This window comes from Streptomyces sp. NPDC002054, from assembly GCF_040296685.1.
Taxonomy (GTDB): domain Bacteria; phylum Actinomycetota; class Actinomycetes; order Streptomycetales; family Streptomycetaceae; genus Streptomyces.
Genome location: NZ_JBEOXT010000021.1, coordinates 60,580 through 84,170 on the forward strand (window position 1 = coordinate 60,580; position 23,591 = coordinate 84,170).

General features: G+C 70.8%; 22 protein-coding genes and 1 pseudogene. 9 read left to right on the plus strand and 14 right to left on the minus strand.

Annotated features, from left to right (window positions below):
• Positions 1 to 35: 35 nt before the first annotated feature.
• The 6 genes from ABT123_RS21045 (at position 36) to ABT123_RS21070 (ending at position 4,905) form a co-directional block, all read left to right on the plus strand.
• Positions 36 to 1,895, plus strand: coding sequence for a phosphatidylglycerol lysyltransferase domain-containing protein (locus tag ABT123_RS21045; protein ID WP_351316708.1), 1,860 nt, complete (start codon positions 36 to 38; stop codon positions 1,893 to 1,895).
• 29 nt (positions 1,896 to 1,924) lie between these two features.
• Positions 1,925 to 2,797 (plus strand): dihydropteroate synthase, encoded by an 873-nt coding sequence (gene folP, locus ABT123_RS21050; RefSeq protein WP_351316711.1) that lies wholly within the window; start codon positions 1,925 to 1,927, stop codon positions 2,795 to 2,797.
• A 115-nt stretch (positions 2,798 to 2,912) separates the two neighbouring features.
• The gene (locus ABT123_RS21055) at positions 2,913 to 3,299 is read left to right on the plus strand and encodes a nuclear transport factor 2 family protein (RefSeq protein WP_502971008.1); all 387 of its coding nucleotides are present in this window, start codon (positions 2,913 to 2,915) and stop codon (positions 3,297 to 3,299) included.
• Between the two features lie 103 nt (positions 3,300 to 3,402).
• Positions 3,403 to 3,762 carry a dihydroneopterin aldolase gene (folB, locus tag ABT123_RS21060; RefSeq protein WP_150209025.1) on the plus strand — a complete coding sequence of 120 codons (360 nt, stop codon included), beginning with the start codon at positions 3,403 to 3,405 and terminating at the stop codon, positions 3,760 to 3,762.
• Positions 3,759 to 4,358, plus strand: coding sequence for a 2-amino-4-hydroxy-6-hydroxymethyldihydropteridine diphosphokinase (folK, locus tag ABT123_RS21065; protein ID WP_351316717.1), 600 nt, complete (start codon positions 3,759 to 3,761; stop codon positions 4,356 to 4,358). Before folB ends, folK begins: the two co-directional genes overlap by 4 nt.
• A 58-nt stretch (positions 4,359 to 4,416) precedes the next feature.
• Entirely contained in the window at positions 4,417 to 4,905 is a 489-nt protein-coding gene (locus tag ABT123_RS21070) for a DUF3180 domain-containing protein (protein ID WP_351316720.1), read from the plus strand.
• Positions 4,906 to 4,990: 85 nt separating this feature from the next.
• Here ABT123_RS21070 and folE read toward each other — a convergent pair whose 3' ends face one another.
• From folE to dacB, 6 genes are all read right to left on the minus strand, one after another.
• Complete coding sequence (gene folE, locus ABT123_RS21075) at positions 4,991 to 5,596, minus strand: GTP cyclohydrolase I FolE (protein ID WP_351316723.1); 606 nt, start codon at positions 5,594 to 5,596, stop codon at positions 4,991 to 4,993.
• 115 nt (positions 5,597 to 5,711) lie between these two features.
• Positions 5,712 to 7,739: an ATP-dependent zinc metalloprotease FtsH gene (gene ftsH / locus ABT123_RS21080; RefSeq protein ID WP_351316726.1), complete on the minus strand. Its 2,028-nt coding sequence runs from the start codon at positions 7,737 to 7,739 to the stop codon at positions 5,712 to 5,714.
• A 183-nt stretch (positions 7,740 to 7,922) separates the two neighbouring features.
• A complete protein-coding gene (gene hpt / locus ABT123_RS21085) occupies positions 7,923 to 8,462 on the minus strand; it encodes a hypoxanthine phosphoribosyltransferase (protein ID WP_351316948.1) in 540 nt (179 codons plus the stop codon).
• A gap of 40 nt (positions 8,463 to 8,502) precedes the next feature.
• Positions 8,503 to 9,546, minus strand: coding sequence for a tRNA lysidine(34) synthetase TilS (gene tilS / locus ABT123_RS21090; protein ID WP_351316729.1), 1,044 nt, complete (start codon positions 9,544 to 9,546; stop codon positions 8,503 to 8,505).
• 188 nt (positions 9,547 to 9,734) lie between these two features.
• Entirely contained in the window at positions 9,735 to 10,880 is a 1,146-nt protein-coding gene (locus tag ABT123_RS21095) for an Rv3626c family coenzyme F420 biosynthesis-associated protein (RefSeq protein ID WP_351316731.1), read from the minus strand.
• Positions 10,881 to 10,973: 93 nt separating this feature from the next.
• A complete protein-coding gene (gene dacB / locus ABT123_RS21100) occupies positions 10,974 to 12,461 on the minus strand; it encodes a D-alanyl-D-alanine carboxypeptidase/D-alanyl-D-alanine endopeptidase (RefSeq protein ID WP_351316734.1) in 1,488 nt (495 codons plus the stop codon).
• Between the two features lie 156 nt (positions 12,462 to 12,617).
• Here dacB and ABT123_RS21105 point away from each other — a divergent pair, with 156 nt between their 5' ends.
• Together ABT123_RS21105 and ABT123_RS21110 are read left to right on the plus strand one after the other, a co-directional pair.
• On the plus strand, positions 12,618 to 13,112 hold the full coding sequence (locus ABT123_RS21105) for an inorganic diphosphatase (protein WP_150212202.1): 495 nt from the start codon (positions 12,618 to 12,620) through the stop codon (positions 13,110 to 13,112).
• A 167-nt stretch (positions 13,113 to 13,279) separates the two neighbouring features.
• A complete protein-coding gene (locus ABT123_RS21110) occupies positions 13,280 to 14,938 on the plus strand; it encodes a threonine/serine exporter family protein (RefSeq protein WP_351316737.1) in 1,659 nt (552 codons plus the stop codon).
• 130 nt (positions 14,939 to 15,068) lie between these two features.
• On the opposite strand, the pseudogene ABT123_RS21115 reads toward ABT123_RS21110, so the two are convergent.
• Positions 15,069 to 15,719: pseudogene (locus ABT123_RS21115) on the minus strand (DedA family protein); the annotation flags it as partial.
• Positions 15,720 to 15,813: 94 nt separating this feature from the next.
• Positions 15,814 to 16,572 carry a MerR family transcriptional regulator gene (locus ABT123_RS21120; protein ID WP_351316739.1) on the minus strand — a complete coding sequence of 253 codons (759 nt, stop codon included), beginning with the start codon at positions 16,570 to 16,572 and terminating at the stop codon, positions 15,814 to 15,816.
• A 113-nt stretch (positions 16,573 to 16,685) separates the two neighbouring features.
• On the opposite strand from ABT123_RS21120, the gene ABT123_RS21125 reads away from it, so the two are divergent.
• Entirely contained in the window at positions 16,686 to 17,933 is a 1,248-nt protein-coding gene (locus ABT123_RS21125) for an ion channel protein (RefSeq protein ID WP_351316742.1), read from the plus strand.
• A 10-nt stretch (positions 17,934 to 17,943) separates the two neighbouring features.
• Here the strand turns inward: ABT123_RS21125 and ABT123_RS21130 are convergent, their stop codons facing one another.
• The 6 genes from ABT123_RS21130 to ABT123_RS21155 all read right to left on the minus strand — a co-directional run bounded on the left by ABT123_RS21130 (position 17,944) and on the right by ABT123_RS21155 (position 23,474).
• The gene (locus tag ABT123_RS21130; RefSeq protein WP_351316745.1) at positions 17,944 to 18,756 is read right to left on the minus strand and encodes an ABC transporter permease; all 813 of its coding nucleotides are present in this window, start codon (positions 18,754 to 18,756) and stop codon (positions 17,944 to 17,946) included.
• Complete coding sequence (locus tag ABT123_RS21135; protein WP_351316748.1) at positions 18,753 to 19,694, minus strand: ATP-binding cassette domain-containing protein; 942 nt, start codon at positions 19,692 to 19,694, stop codon at positions 18,753 to 18,755. Before ABT123_RS21135 ends, ABT123_RS21130 begins: the two co-directional genes overlap by 4 nt.
• 103 nt (positions 19,695 to 19,797) lie before the next feature.
• Positions 19,798 to 20,415, minus strand: coding sequence for a PadR family transcriptional regulator (locus ABT123_RS21140; protein ID WP_351316751.1), 618 nt, complete (start codon positions 20,413 to 20,415; stop codon positions 19,798 to 19,800).
• Positions 20,416 to 20,460: 45 nt separating this feature from the next.
• Positions 20,461 to 20,973, minus strand: a complete 513-nt coding sequence (locus ABT123_RS21145) for a DinB family protein (RefSeq protein WP_351316754.1) — start codon at positions 20,971 to 20,973, stop codon at positions 20,461 to 20,463.
• Positions 20,974 to 21,066: 93 nt separating this feature from the next.
• Positions 21,067 to 22,524, minus strand: a complete 1,458-nt coding sequence (locus tag ABT123_RS21150; RefSeq protein WP_351316757.1) for an aldehyde dehydrogenase family protein — start codon at positions 22,522 to 22,524, stop codon at positions 21,067 to 21,069.
• 71 nt (positions 22,525 to 22,595) lie between these two features.
• Positions 22,596 to 23,474 (minus strand): Sco1979 family transcriptional regulator, encoded by an 879-nt coding sequence (locus ABT123_RS21155; protein ID WP_351316760.1) that lies wholly within the window; start codon positions 23,472 to 23,474, stop codon positions 22,596 to 22,598.
• Positions 23,475 to 23,591 lie beyond the last annotated feature (117 nt).

A 23,591-nucleotide genomic window follows, 5' to 3' on the forward strand; every position in this document is an offset into this window, starting at 1 on the left:
CGGCCACTTGATCTCTCTCGGAGCAACGGGAAGCGATGTCCAGCAGGATAGATGCCGATAAGTCCGGTCAGGTTCCGAACCGCATCCAGCGACTGCTCCGCGGGCCACGGCCGGAGTCCGTCCCCGGCCTGGTCGGTACCGCCGTCACCGTCGTGGGTCTCCTCGACATCGCCGCGGGCGTCTTCCCCCGCTTCCGGCACAGCCGCATCCACTCCGTCACCGAGGTGCTGCCCGGGTCCTTCGGCCCCTTCGCCGCCGCCCTCGCCATCAGCGCGGGCGTCCTGCTGCTGCTCCTCGCCCACGGCCTGAAGCGGCGCAAGCGGCGCGCCTGGCGGGCCGCCGTCGTGCTGCTGCCGGTCGGCGCGGTCGCCCAGTTCTACTACCGCCACTCGATCACCGGCGTGGTGATCGCCGCGGCGCTGCTCGCCCTACTGCTGCGCCACCAGAACGAGTTCAAGGCCCTGCCCGACCCGCGCAGCCGCTGGAAGGCGCTGGCCAACTTCGTCCTGATGAGCGCCGGCTCCATCGGCCTGGGCCTGGTCATCGTCAACTCCCACCCCGGCCGGCTCAAGGGCGACCCGGGCCTGTACGAGCAGATCCAGCACGTGATCTACGGGCTCTTCGGCTTCGAGGGCCCGATGGACTACTACGGACGGGTCTCCTGGACCGTCGGCTACTCCCTCGGCGCCCTCGGCATGCTGACCGCGCTCACCACCGTCTACCTGGCCTTCCGCCCCGAGCACCCGGCCGCCCGGCTGACCGACGAGGACGAGACCAAGCTGCGCGAGCTGCTGGCCAAGCACGGTGGCCGCGACTCCCTCGGCCACTTCGCGCTCCGCCGCGACAAGGCCGTCGTCTTCTCCCCCAGCGGCAAGGCCGCCGTCACCTACCGCGTGGTCTCCGGCGTGATGCTCGCCTCCGGCGACCCGATCGGCGACGTCGAAGCCTGGCCCGGCGCCATCGAGCGGTTCATGGCGGAAGCCAAGATCCACTCCTGGACCCCCGCCGTGATGGGCTGCAGCGAGACCGGCGGCGAGGTCTGGACCCGCGAGACCGGCCTGGACGCACTGGAACTCGGCGACGAGGCCATCGTCGACGCCAAGGACTTCTCCCTCTCGGGCCGCGCCATGCGCAACGTCCGCCAGATGGTCAAGCGCATCGAGCGCAACGGCTACACCACCAAGGTCCGCCGGGTCAGCGAGCTCACCGAAGCCGAGCTGGACGCCGTACGCGGCGCCTCCGACGCCTGGCGCGGCACCGACACCGAGCGCGGCTTCTCCATGGCACTGGGCCGGGTCGGCGACCCCGGCGACGGCGACTGCGTGATAGCCACCGCCCACCGGACGGAGGAGGGCGACACCAGCCCCTTCGGCGACCTCAAAGCCGTCCTCCACTTCGTCCCCTGGGGCTCCGACGGCATGTCCCTGGAGCTGATGCGCCGCGACCGCGCCGCCGACCCCGGCATGAACGAGCTGCTGATCGTGGCCTCCCTGCAGGCCTGCGCCGACCTCAAGGTCGAAAAGGTCTCCCTCAACTTCGCGATGTTCCGCTCGGCCCTGGCCCGCGGCGAGAAGATCGGCGCCGGACCCGTCCTGCGCGTCTGGCGCGGACTCCTCGTCTTCCTCTCCCGCTGGTTCCAGATCGAGTCCCTCTACAAGTTCAACGCCAAGTTCCAGCCCCGCTGGGAGCCCCGCTTCGTCGTCTTCCGCACCACCCGCGACCTGCCCCGCATCGGTTTCGCCGCGATGCAGGCCGAGGGCTTCGTGACCCTGGCACTCCCCCGGCTGTTCGCCGCCCGCCGCCGGCCGAAGCCGGTCCGCACCTGCGCCCACCGCACCCACCAGCTGGCCGCGCTGTCCACCCCCCAGCCCGAGCGCGAGGTGCGCGCCGCCTGACCGGCTAAGGCAGCCCTACCCTGGAACACATGAACAGCATGCGCGGGCCCGAGGTCAGGGGCCGGATCGAAGGGCTGCCGGAGTGGGACCGCTGCGCGGTCATGGGCGTGGTCAACGTCACGCCCGACTCCTTCTCCGACGGTGGCCGCTGGTTCGACACCACCGCGGCCGTCAAGCGCGGCCTCGACCTCGTCTCCCAGGGCGCCGACCTGGTGGACGTCGGCGGCGAGTCCACCCGGCCCGGCGCCAGCCGGGTGGACGCCGACGAGGAGCTCCGCCGGGTCGTCCCGGTCGTCCGCGGCCTGGTCTCCGAAGGGGTCACCGTCTCGGTCGACACCATGCGGGCCGAGGTCGCCGAGCAGGCCGTCGCGGCCGGCGCGCTCCTGGTCAACGACGTCAGCGGCGGCCTCGCCGACCCCCGCATGATCCCGGCCGTCGCCGACTGCCAGGTGCCGTTCGTGGTCATGCACTGGCGCGGCTTCAGCGAGGGCATGAACAGCCTCGCCGTGTACGAGGACGTGGTCGGCGAGGTCACCGCCGAACTCCGGACCCGCATCGATGCCGTCATCGCCGGCGGGATCGCCCCCGAGCGCGTGGTCGTCGACCCCGGCCTCGGCTTCGCCAAGCAGGCCGAACACGACCTCGCCCTCGTCGCCCACCTCCGCGAGCTGCGCGCCCTCGGCTTCCCGCTGCTGGTCGCCGCCTCCCGCAAGCGCTTCCTGGGCCGCGTACTGGCCGGGAACGGGCAGAGCACCCCGCCGCCCGCCCGCGAACGGGACGCCGCCACCGCCGCCGTGTCCGCCATCGCCGCCCACGAGGGCGCCTGGGCCGTCCGGGTCCACGAGGTGCGGGCCACCGCGGACGCGGTTCGGGTCGCGCGCGCCGTGGAAGGAGCCATGTGATCCGTCTGATCCGTCCATGTGGTCGTCCCGGAATCCGGACAGGAGCGAGAGGAGCCAGGTGAGCAGAACCGACATCGAGGCGGTCGAAGAGGTCAACACGGCCTTCTACGAGGCCATGGAGCGGGGGGACTTCGACGCCCTGTCGGGGCTCTGGCTCGACGACGAGATCTCCTGCGTGCACCCCGGCTGGCCGGTCCTCACCGGCCGCGGCGAGGTGCTCCGCTCCTACGCCCTGATCATGTCCCACACGGACTACATCCAGTTCTTCCTGACCGACACCAAGGTCTCCGTCATCAGTGACACCGCCGTCGTCACCTGCACCGAGAACATCCTCAGCGGGGGCCCCGCCGAGGAGGGCCAGGACCTCGGCCCGCTCGTCGGCCAGCTGGTCGTCGCCACAAATGTGTTTCGACGCACATCCGAGGGGTGGCGGCTCTGGTCCCACCACGGTTCTCCGGTCCTCACCGAGGACGAAGACGAGGAGGACGAGGAGACGGCGTGACCTCGATCGCACGGTTTGCTGTTTATCGCAGGTAAATTCGACGGCAGACGACGCCGACCGCACTCGGCGTAGGAAAGAAACCTACGAAACAGGAGTGATTCGCGTGGATCGTGTCGCGCTGCGCGGCCTCAAGGCCCGCGGGCACCATGGCGTCTTCCCCCGGGAGCGCGAGGAAGGCCAGACCTTCATCGTCGACCTGGTGCTGCACATCGACACCCGCCCCGCGGCGGCCGACGACGACCTGGCGAAGACCGTGCACTACGGCGTGGTGGCCGAGGAGGTCGTGGACGTGGTCCAGGGCGAGCCGGTCGACCTGATCGAGACGCTCGCCGAGCGGATCGCCCAGCAGTGCCTGAAACACGAAGCGGTGGCGCAGGTCGAGGTCGTCGTCCACAAGCCGGACGCGCCGATCACCGTCCCCTTCGACGATGTGACCATCACGATCACCCGGAGCCGCGCATGAACCAGACCCAGAGCGACCCCACGGTGCAGCCCGTCCCCGCCTCCGTCGTCGAGGCGGTCGACGCAGCCGACGTGACCCTGTCCAACCCCAAATGGGCCGTGATCGCCCTCGGCGCCAACCTCGGCAACCGCCTGGAGACCCTCCAGGGCGCCGTGGACGCCCTCGGCGACACCCCGGGCCTGCGGGTCAAGGCGGTCTCACCCGTGTACGAGACCGAGCCCTGGGGCGTGGAACCGGGCTCCCAGCCCGCGTACTTCAACGCCGTGGTGGCCCTGAAGACCACCCTGCCCCCGTCCTCCCTGCTGGAGCGCGGGCACGCCATCGAGGAGGCCTTCCACCGGGTCCGCGAGGAGCGCTGGGGCGCCCGCACCCTCGACGTCGACATCATCACGTACGCCGACGTCGTCTCGGCCGACCCGGTGCTCACCCTCCCGCACCCGCGCGCCCACCAGCGTGCCTTCGTGCTCGCCCCCTGGCACGACATCGACCCGGAGGCCCAGCTCCCCGGCCTCGGCCCGGTCGCAACCCTCCTGGCCAACCTCGACCGCACCACCATCACCCCGCGCCCGGACCTGGAACTCCACCTCCCCGACTAAGCGTTCGTTAGCCTGAACCCGTGACACGCGGTATCGGACGAGAACGGGGAACGGGCACATGAAGCAACTTCGGCTGGGGGTCCTCGCCGGCATCTTCGTGGTCGCCGGGATCCTGTCCTGGGCCGGCGCCCGGCTGTGGAACACCTATGGCACCCTGCCGGGTGTTCCGCTGGCCGCCCCCATCGTGCTGGCCGTCATCGCGGTGGTCCTGCTGGCCACCGCCCTGTCCCTGCGCGCCCGGCTGAAGGCGCAGCGGGAGCGCCGCCCGGGCGCCAAGGGGGTCGAGCCCCTGATGGCGGCCCGTGCGGTGGTCTTCGGCCAGGCCAGTGCGCTGGTCGCGGCCCTGGTGGCCGGCATGTACGGCGGCGTCGGCGTGTTCCTGCTGCTCGCGGACCTCACCCAGGTCCCGGCCCGCCGCGACCAGGCGGTCTACGCCGCATGCGCGGTCCTGGCGGGCGCGGGGGTCATCGCAGCGGCCCTGTTCCTGGAGCGCGTCTGCAAACTCCCGGAGGACGACGACCCGGGCAAGGCCCCGGCCCACGCCTGACCCGGCGCCGGGCCCCGGGCGCCGGGCTCCTTCTCCTGCTCCTGCCCCTGCTCCGCCGGGGACGAGGTCCGGCGGGCGCCGGATGTCATCGCGCCATGATCAGCGACATGGCCTCGTTGCGGGTGGCCACGTCACGGAGCTGGCCGCGCACCGCCGAGGTGATGGTCTTCGCGCCGGGCTTGCGGACCCCGCGCATGGTCATGCACATGTGCTCGCACTCGACGACCACGATCACGCCGCGCGGCTCCAGGATCTCCATCAGGGAGTCCGCGATCTGGGTGGTCAGGCGCTCCTGGACCTGGGGGCGGCGGGCGTAGACGTCGACCAGGCGGGCCAGCTTCGACAGACCGGTGATCTTGCCGTCCGTGGACGGGATGTAGCCGACGTGCGCCACGCCGTGGAACGGCACCAGGTGGTGTTCACAGGAACTCATGACCTCGATGTCCTTCACCAGGACCATCTCGTCGTGACCCAGGTCGAACGTCGTGGTCAGGACCTCTTCGGGCTTCTGCCACAGGCCCGCGAATATCTCCCGGTACGCCCGCGCCACCCGCCCCGGCGTCTCCAGAAGGCCCTCGCGCTCCGGGTCCTCGCCGACCGCGATGAGGAGTTCGCGGACTGCCGCTTCGGCGCGCTTCTCGTCGAACTCGCCGATCGTACCCTCGCCGTCCAGGGTCACTGGGTCGGTCATCTGCTGTGCCTCGTTCCTGTCCAAAATCGCCGGCCCACGAAAGTGCCGCACCCCCCAGGCTAGAACCTGGGGGGTGCGGCAGTCATTCCGGGCCTGTCGGCCGGTCGGGACTGTGTCAGACCTCGGGGCGGTCCTCCGGGGCCACCTCGATGCCCTTGTCCGTGGAAACCGGAGACACGGCGGTCATGCCGTTCGCCGAGTTCGTCAGCTGGAGCTCCTTGGGAGAGAGCACCGGCGGGCGGGTCGACGGGGTGCGGCGGGCGGAGCCGGTCCACGCGGGGCGGGCCGGGCGCTTGACGATGGTCGAGAAGACCTCGGCGATCTCCTCCTTGCCCAGCGTCTCCTTCTCCAGCAGCGCGAGGACCAGGTTGTCCAGGACGTCCCGGTTCTCGACCAGGATCTCCCAGGCCTCGTTGTGCGCGGTCTCGATGAGCTTCTTGACCTCTTCGTCGACCAGCGCCGCGACCTCTTCCGAGTAGTCCCGCGGGTGCGACATCTCGCGGCCCAGGAACGGCTCGGTGTTGTCGCCGCCGAACTTGATCGCGCCCAGTCGCTCGGTCATGCCGTACTGCGTGACCATCGCGCGGGCCGTGGCCGTGGCCTTCTCGATGTCGTTCGCGGCGCCCGTGGTCGGGTCGTGGAAGACCAGTTCCTCGGCCGCGCGCCCGCCCAGCATGTAGGCCAGCTGGTCGAGCATTTCGTTGCGCGTGGTCGAGTACTTGTCCTCGTCCGGCAGCACCATCGTGTAGCCGAGGGCCCGGCCGCGGGACAGGATGGTGATCTTGTGCACCGGGTCGGAGTTCGGGGAGGCCGCCGCGACCAGGGCGTGACCGCCCTCGTGGTACGCGGTGATCTTCTTTTCCCGGTCCGACATGATCCGGGTCCGCTTCTGCGGGCCGGCCACGACGCGGTCGATCGCCTCGTCCAGCATGTGGTTGTCGATCAGCTTCTTGTCCGAGCGGGCCGTGAGCAGCGCGGCCTCGTTGAGGACGTTGGAGAGATCGGCACCGGTGAAGCCGGGGGTGCGGCGGGCGACGGCCGAGAGGTCGACGTCCGGAGCGACCGGCTTGCCCTTCTGGTGGACCTTGAGGATCTCCAGACGGCCCTGCATGTCCGGACGGTCGACGGCGATCTGCCGGTCGAAGCGGCCGGGGCGCAGGAGCGCCGGGTCGAGGATGTCGGGCCGGTTGGTGGCGGCGATCAGGATGACGCCGCCCTTCACGTCGAAGCCGTCCATCTCGACGAGCAGCTGGTTGAGGGTCTGCTCGCGCTCGTCGTGGCCGCCGCCGAGGCCCGCACCGCGGTGCCGGCCGACGGCGTCGATCTCGTCGACGAAGACGATGGCCGGGGCGTTGGCCTTGGCCTGCTCGAAGAGGTCGCGGACCCGGGAGGCACCGACACCGACGAACATCTCGACGAAGTCGGAACCGGAGATCGAGTAGAAGGGGACACCGGCCTCGCCCGCGACGGCGCGCGCGAGGAGCGTCTTGCCGGTGCCGGGCGGGCCGTACAGCAGCACGCCCTTGGGGATCTTGGCGCCGACGGCCTGGAACTTCGCCGGCTCCTGGAGGAACTCCTTGATCTCGTGGAGTTCCTCGACCGCCTCGTCCGAGCCCGCCACGTCGGCGAAGGTCGTCTTCGGGGTGTCCTTGGTGATCAGCTTGGCCTTGGACTTCCCGAAGTTCATCACTCGGGAGCCGCCGCCCTGCATCTGGTTCATCAGGAACAGGAAGACCACGACGATGAGGACGAAGGGCAGGAGCGAGAGCAGCACGCTCAGGAACGGGCTGGTCTTGTCCGGGGAGACGGTGTACCCGTCGGGGAGCTGCTGGTCCTTGACCTTGGTGTCGAGGATCGTCGCCAGCTGCACACCCTGGTCGCCGATGTAGTTGGCCTGGAACTTGCTGCCCTTGTTGTCGCCGAGCTGCTGGCCGTCCTTCAGCTCGATCTTGATCATCTGGCTGTCACCAGTGGTGAGCTTTGCTGTCTGCACCTGGTTCTGGTTGATCGCCTGGACGACCTCGCTGGTCTCCACTGACTTATAGCCGCCGCCGGAGCCGACGACGTTCATCAACACGACCACGGCGAGGACGGCCAGCACGATCCACATGACCGGCCCACGGAAGTATCGCTTCACGTCCATCCATACGGGGCGGTGATCGCCCCGTCCCTCCTGCCCGTAGGTAAATGCTGCTGTGAGTAAAGACTGTTCTTCGGAATGTACCCCTGTATTGTCACCCGCTGCCCTGCGGTACGGCTGACAGACCCGCCTTCGAACCTCCAACGGCGGGAGCGGCCCCAGGGTTCCCTGGGGCCGCGCGCAGGTTCAGCCGCCGTAGACGTGCGGGGCGAGCGTGCCCACGAAGGGCAGGTTGCGGTACTTCTCCGCGTAGTCGAGGCCGTAGCCCACGACGAACTCGTTCGGAATGTCGAAGCCGATCCACTTGACGTCGATCGCGACCTTCGCGGCCTCGGGCTTGCGCAGCAGCGTGACCACCTCGAGGGAGGCCGGCTCGCGCGAACCCAGGTTCGACAGCAGCCAGGAAAGCGTCAGACCCGAGTCGATGATGTCCTCGACGATCAGGACGTGCTTGCCCTTGATGTCGGTGTCCAGGTCCTTGAGGATCCGGACCACACCGGAGGACTGGGTTCCGGCGCCGTAGGAGGACACCGCCATCCAGTCCATGGTGAGCGGGGTGGACAAGGCGCGCGCCAGGTCCGCCATCACCATCACCGCGCCCTTGAGGACGCCGACGATGAGCAGGTCCTTGCCCGCGTACTCCGCGTCGATCTTCGCGGCCAGCTCGGCCAGCTTCGCGTCGATCTCTTCCTTGGTGATGAGCACCGACTTGAGGTCGGCACCCATGTCCTTCTCGTCCACCCGCTACATCACTTTCGTTGTGCCATCAGCCCTGCCGGATGACAAGTCTGCCACCCTGACGCTGGGCCTCGACCCGGCCGGGCAGGTTGATGGCGCCCTGGCCGCGCCAGCCGGTGATGAGCCGGTCGACTTCCTCGATGTGGCGGGCGAAGAGCGAGCCCGCCGGGGACCCGGCCGCGACCACGGCCCGGCGCAGCACCCGGCGGCGGACGGCCGGCGGCAGGGCGTACAGCTTGGCGCACTCCAGGCGGCCGAATTCGTCCCGTACGGTCCCCTCGGCCTCGGCGGCCCAGGCGTCGAGCGCGTCGGCGTCGTCCCGGGACAGCTGGGCGGTCCGGGCGAGGGCCTCGACCACTCCCTTGCCGAGGGCCTTCTCGAGGGCGGGCAGTCCCTCGTGGCGGAGCCGGGAGCGGGTGTACGCCGGGTCGATGTTGTGCGGGTCGTCCCAGACGGGGAGGGACTGGACCATGCAGGCCTTGCGGGCGGTCTGGCGGTCGATCTGGAGGAAGGGGCGCCGGTAGCGGGCGCCACGGCGGGATCCGCCGGGGCCGACGGGCCCACCGGGGCCGGCGGAGACCTCGGGCATGCCGGACAGAGACCGGATGCCGGAGCCCCGGGCGAGGCCCAGCAGGACGGTTTCAGCCTGGTCGTCGCGGGTGTGGCCGAGCAGCACGGCGGCGGCCCCGAGCCGTTCGGCGGCAGAGTCGAGGGCGGCGTACCGGGCATCGCGGGCGGCAGCCTCGGGTCCGCCGTCGCGGCCGACGCGCACGGCGACGGACTCCACCGGTTCCAGGCGGAGCGCGGTCATACGGCTGACCACCTCGGCGGCGCGGAGGTCGGAGCCGGGCTGGAGACCGTGGTCGACGGTGACTCCGCCGGCCCGGACGCCGAGTTTGGGGGCCTCGAAGGCGAGGGCGGAGGCGAGCGCCATGGAATCGGCGCCGCCGGAGCAGGCGACGAGGACGAGCGGCTGCTGCCCGTCCGGCCGGGGGGTGAGGTCGGTGAGGACGTCGTGGAGTACGCGGCGGACCGCCAGGCGTATCGCCGCGACCGCAGGATGGGGACCCATGTCCGGTGCCCTTCGGTGGAGTTCGGATACCGAGTCGGAATGCTCTTCAGGCGTGGTGGCCCGGGATCGAGATGTCACTCAGAGTGCGTTGATGGTGACAGAACCGAGCCGTTCCCCGAGCATCGCACGCGCTTCTACGCCCCACGGTCCCTCGGACGGGTGATGCTGCTTCCCCCAGTGGGACATGTTTACGCCTGTTCGCCCGTCCCCTTGCGGTGTACGCGGGCCACCCAGTCCGCGGGCTTGGCGATCTCCGCCTTGGTGGGGAGGGTGTTCGGTGAGGTCCAGACCCGGTTGAACCCGTCCATGCCGACCTGCTCGACGACGGCGCGTACGAACCGCTCGCCGTCCCGGTACTGGCGGAGCTTGGCGTCCAGGCCGAGCAGCTTGCGCAGGGCTGCGTCGAGGCGGCCGGCGCCGCTGGCCCGGCGCTGCTGGAACTTCTCGCGGATCTCGGCGACCGAGGGCACCACCTCGGGTCCGACCCCGTCCATGACGTAGTCGGCGTGTCCCTCCAGCAGGGACATCACGGCGGTGAGCCGGCCGAGCACCTCGCGCTGCTCCGGGGTCTGGACGAGTTCGACCAGCGAGCGTCCCTCGTCGCCGCGTTCGCCCTCGGGACGGGCGCCGGCCAGCGACTGGGCGGCCTCGCGGAGCCGTTCGAGCACGCTCATCGGGTCCATCTCGGTGGCGCCGAGAAACGACTGGATTTCGCCCTGCAGGTGGTCGCGGAGCCACGGGACGGCGGTGAACTGGGTACGGTGCGTCTCCTCGTGCAGGCAGACCCACATCCGGAAGTCCTGCGGGGAGACGCCGAGCTCGCGTTCGACGTGCACGATGTTGGGGGCGACCAGGAGGAGCCGGCCGCCGCCGGCCGCGGAGCCGGGCAGCTCGCGGGTGACCGGCGCGAAGGTCTCGTACTGGCCGAGCACCCGGGAGGCCAGGAAGCTGAGCAGCATGCCCAGCTCGACGCCGGTGACCTTGCCGCCGACCGCGCCGAGGACGGCGCCGCCGGGGGCCGCACCGCGGCGGTCCTGGATCCGGCCGAGCAGCGGCCCGAGGAGCTCCCGGAAGCCGGCGACATTGGCCCTGACCCAGCCGGCCCGGTCGACGACCAGGACGGGGGTGTCCTCGACGGCCGCGCCCTCGGGAATCATCCGGGTGAACGCGCGGACATGCCGTTCCGAGGTCCTGGCGTACTCGCGCAGCTCGGCCACCACGGCCCGGGCCTCGTCCCGGGTGACCTCCGGGCCGGGCCGTACCAGTCGGGTCGCAGTCGTCACCGCGAGGTTCCAGTCGACCATCCCTGTTGCAGCACCACCGAGGCTCGTCATGCGTCAACCGTACGTGGGCGGGGCCCGGTGCGGAGCCCTGCGGACGGCAGGACCTCGCCGGGCCCGTCCAGGCTCATCCGGGCCTGTCCGGGGCTATCCGGCGGTCGCGACCGCGGCGGCCAGCTTGTCCAGGGCCTTCTCCGCCGCCGGGCCGTCGTCGTTGTCCGCCGCCAGGAAGGCGAAGGAGAGCAGTCGCCCGGAGGGCGTGACCACAGTGCCCGCCAGCGCGTTGACCCCGCGCAGGGTGCCGGTCTTGGCGCGGACCAGTCCGGCGCCCGGGGAGCTGCCGGAGTTGCGGGTGCGCAGGGTGCCGGTGAAGCCGGCCACCGGGAGGCCGGTGAGCACCGGGCGGAGTTCCGGCCGGGCCGGGTCGGCGGCCTTGGCGAGGAGGCCGGTGAGGAGTCCGGCGGAGACCTTGTCCGCGCGGTTGAGGCCGCTGCCGTCGGCGAAGCGGCTGCCGGTGAGGTCCAGGCCGAGGCCGTTGAGCTTGGCGGCGACGGCCTTCTCCGCGCCCTCGAAGCTGGCGGGCTGCCCGGAGGCCAGGGCGGTCTGCCGGGCCAGAGCCTCGGCGATGTCGTTGTCGCTGTGGGTGAGCATCCGCTCGACCAGGCCGGCGACCGGGGTGGACCGGGTGGCGGCCAGCGGTGTGGCGCCGGCCGGGGCGGTGGCGCGGGCGGGGCTGCCGGTGACCTTGATGCCGCGTTCGCGGAGCAGGGCCGCGAAGGCGCGGGCGGTGTCCCCGGAGGGGTCCGCGGTGCGGTCGACCGGGCCGGAGAAGGAGTTGTCGGGGCGTCCTTCGTCGGCCGTCAGGGCGGTGACCGGGGCGATGTTGTCGAGGGTGCCGATCGGGTGGCGGACGGGCCCGGAGTAGAGGGAGTCGTCGTAGCCGAGGGTGACGCTGGTGGTGTTGGCGGCCTTGAGGGCCTGGGCGGTGTCGGCGGCGAGCGCGACCAGGCTGCCGCCGGAGCCGGCCGGGGCCTTCTTCTTCGCGGTGAGGGAGGGGTCGCCGCCGCCGACCAGGACGATGTGGCCGGCCCCGGGGCCGGGGACCACGGTGGTGGCGAAGCGGTGCTCGGGCCCGAGGGCGGCCAGCGCAGCCGCCGCGGTGGCGATCTTGACGGTGGAGGCGGGGGTGACCGGCTCTTCCGGCTTCGCCTGGTAGAGGACGGTGCCGGTGGCCGTGTCGAGGACCGAGGCGGTACGCAGCCCGCCGAGCGCGGGATCGGCCAGCAGCGGCTTCAGGGCCGCGGCCAGCGCCGCCGCGTCGGGGGCGGGGGCATGGGGGGCGCCGGTGCCGGGCGGGGCCGGCTGCCGACCGCCCCCGCCGCCGACCACCGACCCGGGGGCCGCACCGGGCGCCAGTACGGCGGACAGGACGCCGGGGGCACTGGGCGCGGCCTGCGGAAGCCGCCGTTCCCCGTGATCTGTGCCACCCGTCCGACCCCGGGAGGCGGCCACGTCCCGCTCGGCCTTACGCTGGCCGGAGTCCCACGGACCGGCGGCCACCACCGCGCCGGCCGACAGGACCAGGCCTACGGCGGCCGAACCAGCGACGAGCTGCCAGGTTCTGATCAATGGCATCTCGGACCAGCCCCTTTCGCGATCACACGTGTGCGTGAGGGACACTTAACCACTGCGTCTTGCCGCGAGCATGGCACCCCACCCGCAGGGCTGGGCCGGACGCGCTATCACTCGAAGCAATCGAGCTTGCAGAAGCTGATCATGGAGGAGCAGGACGTGGAGTTCGACGTCACCATCGAGATCCCCAAGGGTTCGCGGAACAAGTACGAGGTGGACCACGAGACCGGCCGGATCCGCCTGGACCGTCGCCTGTTCACCTCCACCAGCTACCCGGCCGACTACGGCTTCGTCGAGAACACCCTCGGCGAGGACGGCGACCCGCTGGACGCGCTGGTCATCCTGGACGAGCCGACCTTCCCCGGCTGCCTGATCAAGTGCCGCGCGATCGGCATGTTCCGGATGACGGACGAGGCGGGCGGCGACGACAAGCTGCTCTGCGTGCCGGCCTCCGACCCGCGCGTCGAGCACCTGCGCGACATCCACCACGTCTCCGAGTTCGACCGCCTGGAGATCCAGCACTTCTTCGAGGTCTACAAGGACCTGGAGCCGGGCAAGTCGGTCGAAGGCGCCAACTGGGTCGGCCGCACCGAGGCCGAGGCCGAGATCGAGGCCTCCTTCAAGCGCCTGCAGGCGCAGGGCGGCCACCACTGATTCCGCCCCACCGCTGTCCCGAAGGGCACTCCCGGTCGACCGGGGGTGCCCTTCGGCGTATCCGGGGCAGCCGTGGACGAAACGATTCCGCATACTGATACCCGGGTGCCCGGTGACCCTGGCCGGTGACCTGGGAACGGGGCCGGGGACTGGGGACTGGAGGGCGCGTGGCGGCAGAGCCCGAGGGGGCAGAGGGAGCCGAGGGGGCAGAGGACCGCAAGCCTCGCTCCGACGAGGCGCGGAGCGCCTTCACCACACCCTCCGGAACGAGCCCGGGGGTACCGCCCGAGGACGCCCCGACCTCAGAATTCGCCCTTCCGGCGGGCACCGAGTCGGCCGCAGCCGAACGGGAAGGCTCCTCGTTCGCCACGCCCAGCACCTACCGGGCCGCCAACTCCCCGCACGCCCAGACCCCCGGGCAGGGCCTCCCGCTCGGCCGGATCAAGGATTCGCCCTGGCAGGACCGGATGCGGACGATGCTCCGGATGCCGGTGGACATCCGTCCGGTGGCCGAGCCCGCGCAGAAGCCGAGCGAGGCCGGGCCGCCCGTCGGCAGGGTGCTCGACCTGACCCTGCGGATCGGCGAGCTGCTGCTGGCCGGCGGCGAGGGCGCGGAGGACGTCGAGGCCGCGATGTTCGCGGTGTCCCGCAGCTACGGTCTGGACCGCTGCGAGCCGACCGTCACCTTCACGATGCTGTCGATCACCCACCAGCCCTCCCTGGTCGACGACCCGGTCTCGGCGAGCCGGACGGTCCGCCGCCGGGGCACCGACTACACCCGGCTGGCCGCCGTGTACCAGCTGGTGGACGACATCAGCGCGCCCGAGATCGACATCTCCCTGGAGGAGGCCTACCGGCGCCTGGCGGAGATCCGCCGGAACCGGCACCCGTACCCCACCTGGGTGCTCACGGCCGCCGCCGGACTGCTCGCCGGTGCCGCCTCCACGCTGGTCGGCGGCGGGGTGTTCGTGTTCTTCGCCGCTGTGCTCGGCGCGGTCCTGGGCGACCGGCTGGCCTGGTTCTGCGCGGGCCGCGGGCTGCCGGAGTTCTACCAGTTCGTGATGGCGGCGATGCCGCCCGCCGCGATCGGCGTGGCCATCAAGCTCGCCGAGATCGACGTCCGGTCCTCCGCAGTGATCACCGGCGGGCTGTTCGCGCTGCTGCCCGGCCGCGCGCTGGTGGCCGCCGTGCAGGACGGCCTGACCGGCTACTACATCACCGCCTCGGCCCGGCTGCTGGAGGTGATGTACCTGTTCATCGGGATCATCATCGGGGTGCTGGCGGTGCTCTACGTCGGCCTCCAGATGGGCGCCGCGCCCAATCCCGACGACGTGCTCCAGATCCCGAGCCGGCCGCTGCTCCAGATCGCCGCCTCGATGGTGCTGGTGTTCACCTTCGCGATCCTGCTCCAGCAGGAGCGGTCCACCGTGTGGATCGTGACGCTGAACGGCGGGGTCGCCTGGGTGACCTTCGGTGCGCTGCGGGCGGCCGAGCTCCCGCCGGTGCCGTCGACCGCGATCGCGGCCGGGCTGGTCGGCCTGTTCGGGCAGCTCTTCTCGCGCTACCGGTACGCCTCGGCCCTGCCGTACGTCACGGCGGCGATCGGGCCGCTGCTGCCGGGCTCGGCGACGTACTACGGGCTGCTGTCCATCGCCGAGAACCGGCTGGACGCCGGGCTGGCCTCGCTGATCAACGCGGCGGCGATCGCGCTGGCCATCGCCATCGGGGTGAACCTGGGCTCGGAGACCTCGCGGCTGTTCATGCGGATGCCGGGGGCGACGAGCGCCGCCAAACGCCGCGCGGCAAAGCGGACCCGCGGCTTCTAGGTCCTGTCCGGACACGGCCGCGGGGCCGGAGCCGCCCGTGGCAGCTCCGGCCCCGCGGGGGCGTGCGGTGCGCTCAGCGCTTGGCGTGGCGACCGCGGCCGTTCTGGGTCGGGGCGGGGGCCGAGGCGTCGGCCGGGTCGATGCCCTCGGCAGCGGCGGCCTCGCGGGACTCCTTGCGGGCCTTCATGACCTCGATGACCACCGGGATGACCGAGACCAGCACGATGCCGACCAGGATCGGCTCGACGTTCTCCTTGATGAAATCGATCTGGCCGAGCCAGTAACCGGCGGCGGTCACACCGGCACCCCAGCAGACGCCGCCGATGATGTTGTACGTCAGGAAGGTGCGGTACTTCATGGAGCCGGCGCCCGCGACCATCGGCGCGAAGGTCCGGATGATCGGGACAAACCGGGCGAGGACGATGGCCTTGGGGCCGTGCTTGTCCATGAACTCGTGCGCCTTGTCGAGGTTCTCCCGCTTGAAGAGCTTCGAGTTCGGCCGGTTGAACAGCTTCGGCCCGAAGAACTTGCCGATCATGTAGCCGACCTGGTCACCGATGATCGCGGCGGCCACGATCAGGGTGCACACCAGCCACAGCGGCTGCGTGATGTACTTCCCGTCCGCGACCAGCAGACCGGCCGTGAACAGCAGAGAGTCCCCCGGGAGGAAGGCGAACAGCCCCGACTCCGCGAAGACGATGATCAGGATGCCGGGCAGCCCGAAGTTCGAGATCAGGTAGTCCGGGGACAGCCACTCCGGGGCGAGGGCAAGCGTGTTCACGAGATCCGGACTCCTGGAATTCGGGGTGGGGTGGCGGTGCATCGGGAGGTCGTGCCCTCAATTATCAACGCACACCGCCACCCCCCGGTTCCAGCTATGCCTTCCGGACGGCGTTCGCCATGATCGCGTCCCGCAGGTGCTCGGCCAGCCCGGGCCGCATCGCGTCGTAGAACGCCTTGAACCGCTCGTCCGCGACATACATCTCGCCCAGGCAGCAGTGGACGTCGTACGTGCAGTCGTAGAACCAGGTCCGGATGTGCTGCCGGTGTTCCTCGGCCAGGTCCATCGCCCGCTCGCCGTCGGCCGGCTGGCCGGCCTCCATCAGCGCGGTGTAGCGGGCACCCCAGTCGGCGGTCTGATCCTGCATCCGCTGCCAGTCCTCCTTGGTGTACGAAGCGGTCCGGCGCCGGGATTCGGCGTACGCCTCGGTGTCGCCCCACCGCTCCTCGGCCTCCGCCGCGTACCTCTCGGGGTCGTGCTCCCCGAACACCTCGAACCGCTCCTCGGGGGTGAGGTTGATGCCCATCTTTCCTGCCTCCATCGCGTGTTCCACGGCCTTGGCCATCTGCTGGAGCCGGTCGATCCGGTCGGACAGCAGCGCGTGCTGCCGGCGCAGGTGTGCCTGCGGGTCCGAGTCCGGGTCGTCCAGCAGCACCGCGATCTCGTCGAGCGGGAAGCCGAGCTCCCGGTAGAACAGGATCCGCTGCAGCCGGTCCAGGTCGGCGTCCTCGTACCGCCGGTGGCCCGCGTGGCTGCGACCGCTCGGAGAGAGCAGGCCGATCTCGTCGTAGTGGTGCAGGGTGCGCACCGTGACCGAAGCGAAACCGGCGACCTGGCCCACGGAATAGCTCACTTCTTCCGCTCCTCTGATCGGGTACGCCCTTCACTGTGGGCCCTCACGCGGCGTGAGGTGCAAGCCTGCGGCGCCTCCGCGATATGCGCTATTTGTCGGTTTACGTTAAGCGAATGACGCCTCAGGCCCGCGCCTTGCTCCCGCTGATCCTCCCCTCGCTGGTGGCCGGCGTGGGCTCCGCCCTGCTCTACATCGGGGTGAGCAAGGCGGCGGAGGCGCTCCAGGACGTGCTGTGGGGGACCCTGCCGGACGCGGTGGGGCTCGGCCCGTACTCGGTGGCCTGGATGATGATCATGCTGACCTCGATCGGTGCGATCGCCGGACTGGTGGTGTGGAAGGTGTACGGCCACGCCGGCCCGGACCCGGCCACCACCGGGCTGGTGGAGACCCCGCTGGATCCCCGGTGGGTCCCCGGACTGCTCCTGGCCGCCGGGCTGACCCTGGCGGGCGGGGTGAGCCTCGGCCCGGAGAACCCCATCCTCGCCGCGAACATCGCCCTCGCGTACTGGCTGGGGCACCGGGCGTTCCCGGCTGCGGAGGGCTCGCTGTGGGTCGGGCTGGGCGCGGCCGGGACGGTCGGCGCCCTCTTCGGCACGCCCGTGGCGGCGGCCCTGGTGCTGACCGAGACGATGTCCACGACCAAGGACACGACCCCCCTGTGGGACCGGCTGTTCGGGCCGCTGGTGGCGGCCGGCGCGGCCGGCCTGACCGCCTTCCTGCTCTCCGACCAGTCCTTCAGCACGAACCTGCCCGAGTTCGGCAAGCCCGGCTGGATCGATCTGCTGGCCGCGCTGGTGGTCGTCTCGGTGGCCGCGCTGCTCGGCCTGGCCGCGATCTACGTGTTCCCCTACCTGCACCGGGTGTTCCACGCGCTCCGGAACCCGGTACTCGCCCTGACCGCCGGGGGCGTGGTGCTCGGGCTGCTGGGGGCGCTCGGCGGCCGGCTCACCCTGTTCAAGGGCCTGGAACAGATGAAGGAGCTGACCGCCGACATCGGCGCGTACAGCTGGGGCACGCTGCTGCTGATGTGCGTGGTCAAGCTGGTGGCCATGGTGACCGCATCGGCGGCCGGGTTCCGGGGCGGGCGCATCTTCCCGGCGGTCTTCGTCGGGGTGGCGCTGGGCCTGTCGGCCAACGCCCTGGTGCCCGCCGTCCACCCCGTGGTGGGGGTCACCTGCGGGGTACTGGGCGTACTGCTGGCAACCACCCGGTCGGGCTGGCTCAGCCTGTTCACGGCGGGCGTGCTGGCGCCCGATCCGGGGGTGCTGCCGTTGCTCTGCGTGGCCGTACTGCCGGCCTGGCTGCTGGTGACCGGCCGCCCCCTGCTCCAACTGACGGAAGACGGCCGGTCAAAGCACTGAGCCAACTGAGCTAGCGGCTGAGGCCGCGGAAGCGGCCCACCGCCAGGGGGAAGAACACCGCCAGCAGCAGCACCGGCCAGAGGACCGCCAGCAGGGCGGCGTGGTCCGATGCCCAGGACGCGGACCCCGCCGCCGGGTTGCCGAACAGGTCACGGACCGCGGTGGCCGTCGCCGACATCGGGTTCCACTCGACCACCGCGCCCAGCCAGCCCGGCATGGACGCCGGGGTCGCGAAGGCGTTGGACAGGAAACCCACCGGCCACACCAGGATCTGGACCGCCTGCACCAGCTCCGGCCGGCCCGCCAGCATCCCGAGCCAGATGCCGATCCACAGCATGGCGAACCGGAACAGCAGGAGCAGCCCGAAGGCGGTGAGCGCCGCCGGGAGCGAGCCGTGCCAGCGCCAGCCCAGGAGCATGCCGACGCCCGCCAGCACGGCCAGCCCCAGCGCCGACTGGATCATGTCCGCCGCGCTCCGGCCGACCAGCACCGCCGAGGAGGACATCGGCATGGACCGGAACCGGTCGATCACCCCCTTGTTCAGATCCTGGGTGACCGCCGTCATGGTGGCCTCCAGCCCGAAGGCCATGGTCAGCGCCAGCATGCCGGGCACCAGGAACTCGACGTAGTCGCCGTCGATGCCGCGCCCGCCGCCGACCAGGAAGCCGAACATCAGCAGCATCATCACCGGGAAGACCAGCCCGACGATCACCTGCACCGGCTGCCGCCCCCAGTGCGCGAGCTCGCGCCGGGTCATGGTCCAGGAGTCCTGCACCGCCCAGGCGATGCCCGTGCTCGCACTCGTACTCGTAGCCGCGCTCATGCGGTCACCTCCGTGGCGCCGTCGGTCAGCTGCAGGAACACCTCGTCCAGCGTCGGCCGCCGCAGCGCAATGTCCGTCGCCTCCACCCCCGCCTCGTCCAGCGCCCGGACGGCCGCCGCCAGGTCGGCCGCGCCGGTCGCCCCGCCCGCGGGCAGGCCGAGGCGGAGGCCCGCCTCGTCCACCGCAGCCCCCGGCAGGGCCCTGGCCGCCGCGGCCAGGGCCACCCCGTCCGCCAGGACCACCTCCACCCGGGCCCCGCCGACCCGGGCCTTGAGCTCCCGGGCGGTGCCCTCGGCGGCGATCCGGCCGCCGTCGACCAGGGCGATCCGGTCGGCCAGCCGGTCCGCCTCCTCCAGGTACTGGGTGGTGAGCAGGACGGTCGTCCCGCCGCCCACCAGCGAGCGGACCGCGTTCCACACCTCGGAGCGGCCTCGCGGGTCCAGTCCGGTCGTCGGCTCGTCCAGGAACAGCACCGCGGGCTCGGTGAGCAGCGAGGCCGCCAGGTCCAGGCGCCGGCGCATGCCGCCGCTGTACTGCTTGACCGGTTTGCGGCCGGTGTCCGCGAGCCCGAAGCGGTCCAGCAGCTCGTCCGCCCGCAGGCCGGCCCGGCGCGCGCCGAGGTGGTGGAGCCGGCCGAACATCTCCAGGTTCTGCCGCCCGTCCAGTTCCTCGTCCAGCGCCGCGTGCTGGCCGAGCAGGCCGATCCGGGCGCGTACTGCCGCCGCCTCGGTCCGTACGTCGTGTCCGGCCACCCGGACCACGCCCTCGTCGTGCCGGAGCAGGGTGCTCATCACCCGGACCGCCGTGGTCTTGCCGGCCCCGTTGGGGCCGAGGACGGCGTGCACGGTTCCGGGCTTCACCTCCAGGTCGAGTCCTGCCAGGGCGCGCTTTTCGCCGTACCGCTTGTGAACGCCTTCGAGCACGATCAGAAGAACCACTCCCTCAGTCCGACACCCAGTCCGACACCGACCGCCAGATAGTCAAACTTGACTAGCTGCGGGCGGTCAAGCTATACCCGGCCACCGGGTTAGTCAAACTTGATTAGAGGGCGTACGGATTTTCCTGACCCTCGGCCAGCACCCCCACGAAGGGATCCCCGCCCTCACCCGCGAAGGAGTAGGCCCCGCCCTCGATCCGGGCGATCAGCCCGCGGGTCCACTCCGCCTCCACATCCGCCGAGTGCACCCACATGTGCATGATCTCGCCGATGTGGCCGAGCCGTTCCGGGCCGCCCTCCGGCGTGTAGTACTCGGTCACCGCCGTACGCCACTCCGCCAGCCCGCTCAGCCGCCGCCCGAGCAGCTCCAGCACCTCCGCGCGCGGCAGGTCCACCATGAAGCCCAGCGCCGCCGACAGCGCATCGCGCTTCTGGTCGTACGCCGAGAGCGCGGTGCGCAGCAGCCGGAAGTACTCCTCCCGGCCGCTGTCCGTCACCTCGTACTCGGTCCTCGGCGGTCCGCCGGCCGCGCTCGGGGCCACCTCGTGCGCGAGCAGCACTCCCTGCTTGGCCATCTGCTTGAGCGCGTGGTAGATCGAACCCGGTTTGGCGTTCGACCACTCGTGGGCGCCCCAGTACTCCAGGTCGTTGCGCACCTGATAGCCGTGGGCCCGCCCGTGCTGGCGGACCGCCCCGAGGACGAGAAGCCGGATCGCTGACATGCGCCCCAGGCTATCCAGCCGACCGGCCCCGACCTGCCCCGACCGTCAGCCCATCGCCTTGGTGCCGTCCACGGTCTCCCGGATGATGTCCGCGTGGCCGGCGTGCCGGGCGTACTCCTCCACCAGGTGCAGCAGCAGCCAGCGCATCGAGACCTTCGTGTCCTTCGGGAACCAGGGGGCATCGGGCAGCGGGAAGGTGTCGTCCAGGCTCGGCACACCCTCGATGAACGTGATCAGCTCGGCCTTGACCCGGTCCCAGAAGGCCAGCACCTCGCCGATGCTCTCCTCGTCGCTCAGCCGGAACCCGTCCTGGTAGTCCCCCGCCGAGCGCAGCCGGTCGTTGGGCCGCTGCTGGGCCATCCGCAGCCAGTTGTACTCCACTTCGGCCGCGTGCTTGACCAGCCCGGACAGGGACAGCTCGCTCACGGTCGGGCGGCTCGCCGCCTGCTCGGCGGTCAGTCCCTCCAACGTCTCGCGGAGCGCGCCCCGCTGGGACTCGACGAAGGCCAGGAGCGTGGCCCGCTCGTCGCCGGGGACCTCGGTGGAAAGGAAAGCCATGACCGACCTCTTTCGTAGCGGATGTCGTAGCGGATTCTTGGTGTCTCCTGCTGACAAGAACCACGCTACGGACCGATTAGGTCAGCTGCTGTCCTAGAACGGGAAGGAACTCCGGCCGTGTTGTACGGAGATCCACTTCTGGGTGGTGAAGGCCTCGATCGTGGCCTGGCCGTTGAGCCGGCCCAGCCCGGACGCCTTCTCCCCGCCGAACGCGGCCAGCGGTTCGTCCCCGATGGTGGAGTCGTTGACGTGGATCATTCCGGTCTCGATCCGCTCGGCGAACTTCACGCCGCGGTCGATGTCCCGGGTGTGCACCGCGCCGCTGAGTCCGTACGGGGTCGCGTTGGCCAGCCGTACGGCCTCCTCCTCGCCGTCGAACACCACCAGCAGGGCGACCGGGCCGAAGATCTCCTGGCCGAGCAGCGGGGAGTCCTCGGGGATCCCGGCCAGCACGGTGGGCTCGACCAGATTGCCGCGCGTAGACCCGCGGACCAGTGCCTGGGCGCCCTCCTCGACCGCCCGGTCCACCAGGGCCGTCAGGGCGTCCGCCTGGAAGGAGTTGATCAGCGGGCCGATGTGGGTGTCCGCGTCGTGCGGGTCGCCGGTCCGCAGGGCCTTCACCCGGGTGGTGAACTTCTCGGTGAACTTCTCGGCGATCGACCGGTCGACCAGGATCCGGTTGGCCGCCATACAGACCTGGCCCTGGTACACGAAGCGGCTGAACACGGCAGCGTCCACCGCATAGTCGAGGTCGGCGTCGTCGAGGACCACCAGGGCGCTGTTGCCGCTGAGCTCCAGCACGGTCCGCTTGAAGTGGCGGGCGGCGACCGAGCCCACGTGCCGGCCGACGCGGTCGGAGCCCGCGAAGGAGATCACCTTGGGCACGGGGTGGGTCAGCAGTGCATCGCCTATTTCGGCTATGTCCGTGACCAGGACGTTCAGCAGGCCGGCCGGCAGCCCCGCGTCCTCGAAGATCTTGGCGATCACCCCGCCGCCCACCACCGGGGCGTTCTGGTTCGGCTTGATCACGACGGCGTTGCCGAGGGCGAGGGCGGGTGCGACCGACTTCATGGTCACGAGGAAGGGGAAGTTGAAGGGGCTGATCACGGCGATCACCCCGACCGGGAGGCGCTGGACCCGGTTCTCCTTGCCCGCGACCGTGGAGGGCAGGATGCTGCCCTCGGGACGGACGGCCAGCTGCATCGCCTCGCGGAGGAACTCCATGGCGAGGTGGACCTCGTACTCGGCCTTGGGACGGGTCCCGCCGAGCTCGTCGATCATCGCCTCGACGATCTCCTTCTCGCGCTCCTGGGTGAGCTTCAGGGCGCGTTCCAGGACTGCACGTCTGGAGTACGGGCTGACGCGGGCCCACTCGGTCTGGGCACGCTCGGCGGCACGGTAGGCCCGGTCGACCTGATCGACGGTGGCCACCGTGATGGCCGCGAGCTTCTCCCCGTTGTACGGGTTGACGTCGATGATGTCCCACGAACCGGTGCCGGCCAGCCATTCGCCGTCGATGTACTGGTGAGCCAGGTCCTCGAATATGGGCATGCCATCCCTTACTGCAGGCGCGCACCCGTGCGCTGCACCGGAGACTGAACAGACGTCATACTACGTGCGAATCAAGACAGTTGGAGCAGTCCTCGAAGAAGATCCCTGGTCTGGCCCGGGTCCGGGCAGTCCTGCTGGAGCCGCTCCATCGCCCGGCTGTACTGCGCCACTTCCTCATCCTTGTCCAGGTAGAGGGCACTGGTGAGCTGCTCCAGATAGACGATGTCCTGGAGGTCGGACTCGGGGAAGCGGAGCAGGGTGAAGGCGCCGCTCTCGCCGGCATGGCCGCCGAAGGAGAAGGGCATCACCTGCAGCCGCACATTGGGCCGCTGGGAGATCTCGATGAGGTGCTCCAGCTGGCCGCGCATGACCGCGCGGTCGCCGTACGGGCGGCGCAGCGCCGCCTCGTCGAGGACGGCGTGGAACAGCGGGGCGTTCTCGGAGACCAGGACCTTCTGGCGCTCCAGGCGGAGGGCGACCCGGCGGTCGATCTCGGCCGGGGTGGCCCCGGGCATGCCGCGGCTGACCACCGCGTGGGCGTAGGCCTCGGTCTGCAACAGACCGTGGATGAACTGGACTTCGTAGATCCGGATGAGCGAGGCGGCGCCCTCCAGGCCGATGTAGGTCTGGAACCAGCCCGGCAGCACGTCGCCGTAACTGTGCCACCAGCCCGCCGCGTTGGCCTCGCGGACCAGACCGAGGAGCGACTCGCGCTCGGCGCCGTCCGTGACTCCGTAGAGCGTGAGGAGGTCCTCCACGTCCCTGGCCTTGAAGCTCACCCTTCCCAACTCCAAGCGGCTGATCTTCGATTCGGATGCGCGGATCGAGTAGCCGGCCGCCTCACGGGTGATCCCGCGGGATTCACGGAGCCTCCTGAGCTGAGAGCCCAGGAGGATGCGGCGCACCACAGAACCGCTGGTGTCTGCGGTCACTAGTCCTGCCCTCCCCATCGCAATGAGCGCGTCGCGGGGCCCCCGTGCCCCAGGGCCCGCAGTCTGCCACCAAAACGCATCGGCCCGTACTCGTTCTGTAACGGAATCCGCGCTCTCGGAAAAGAAGTCCGTAAG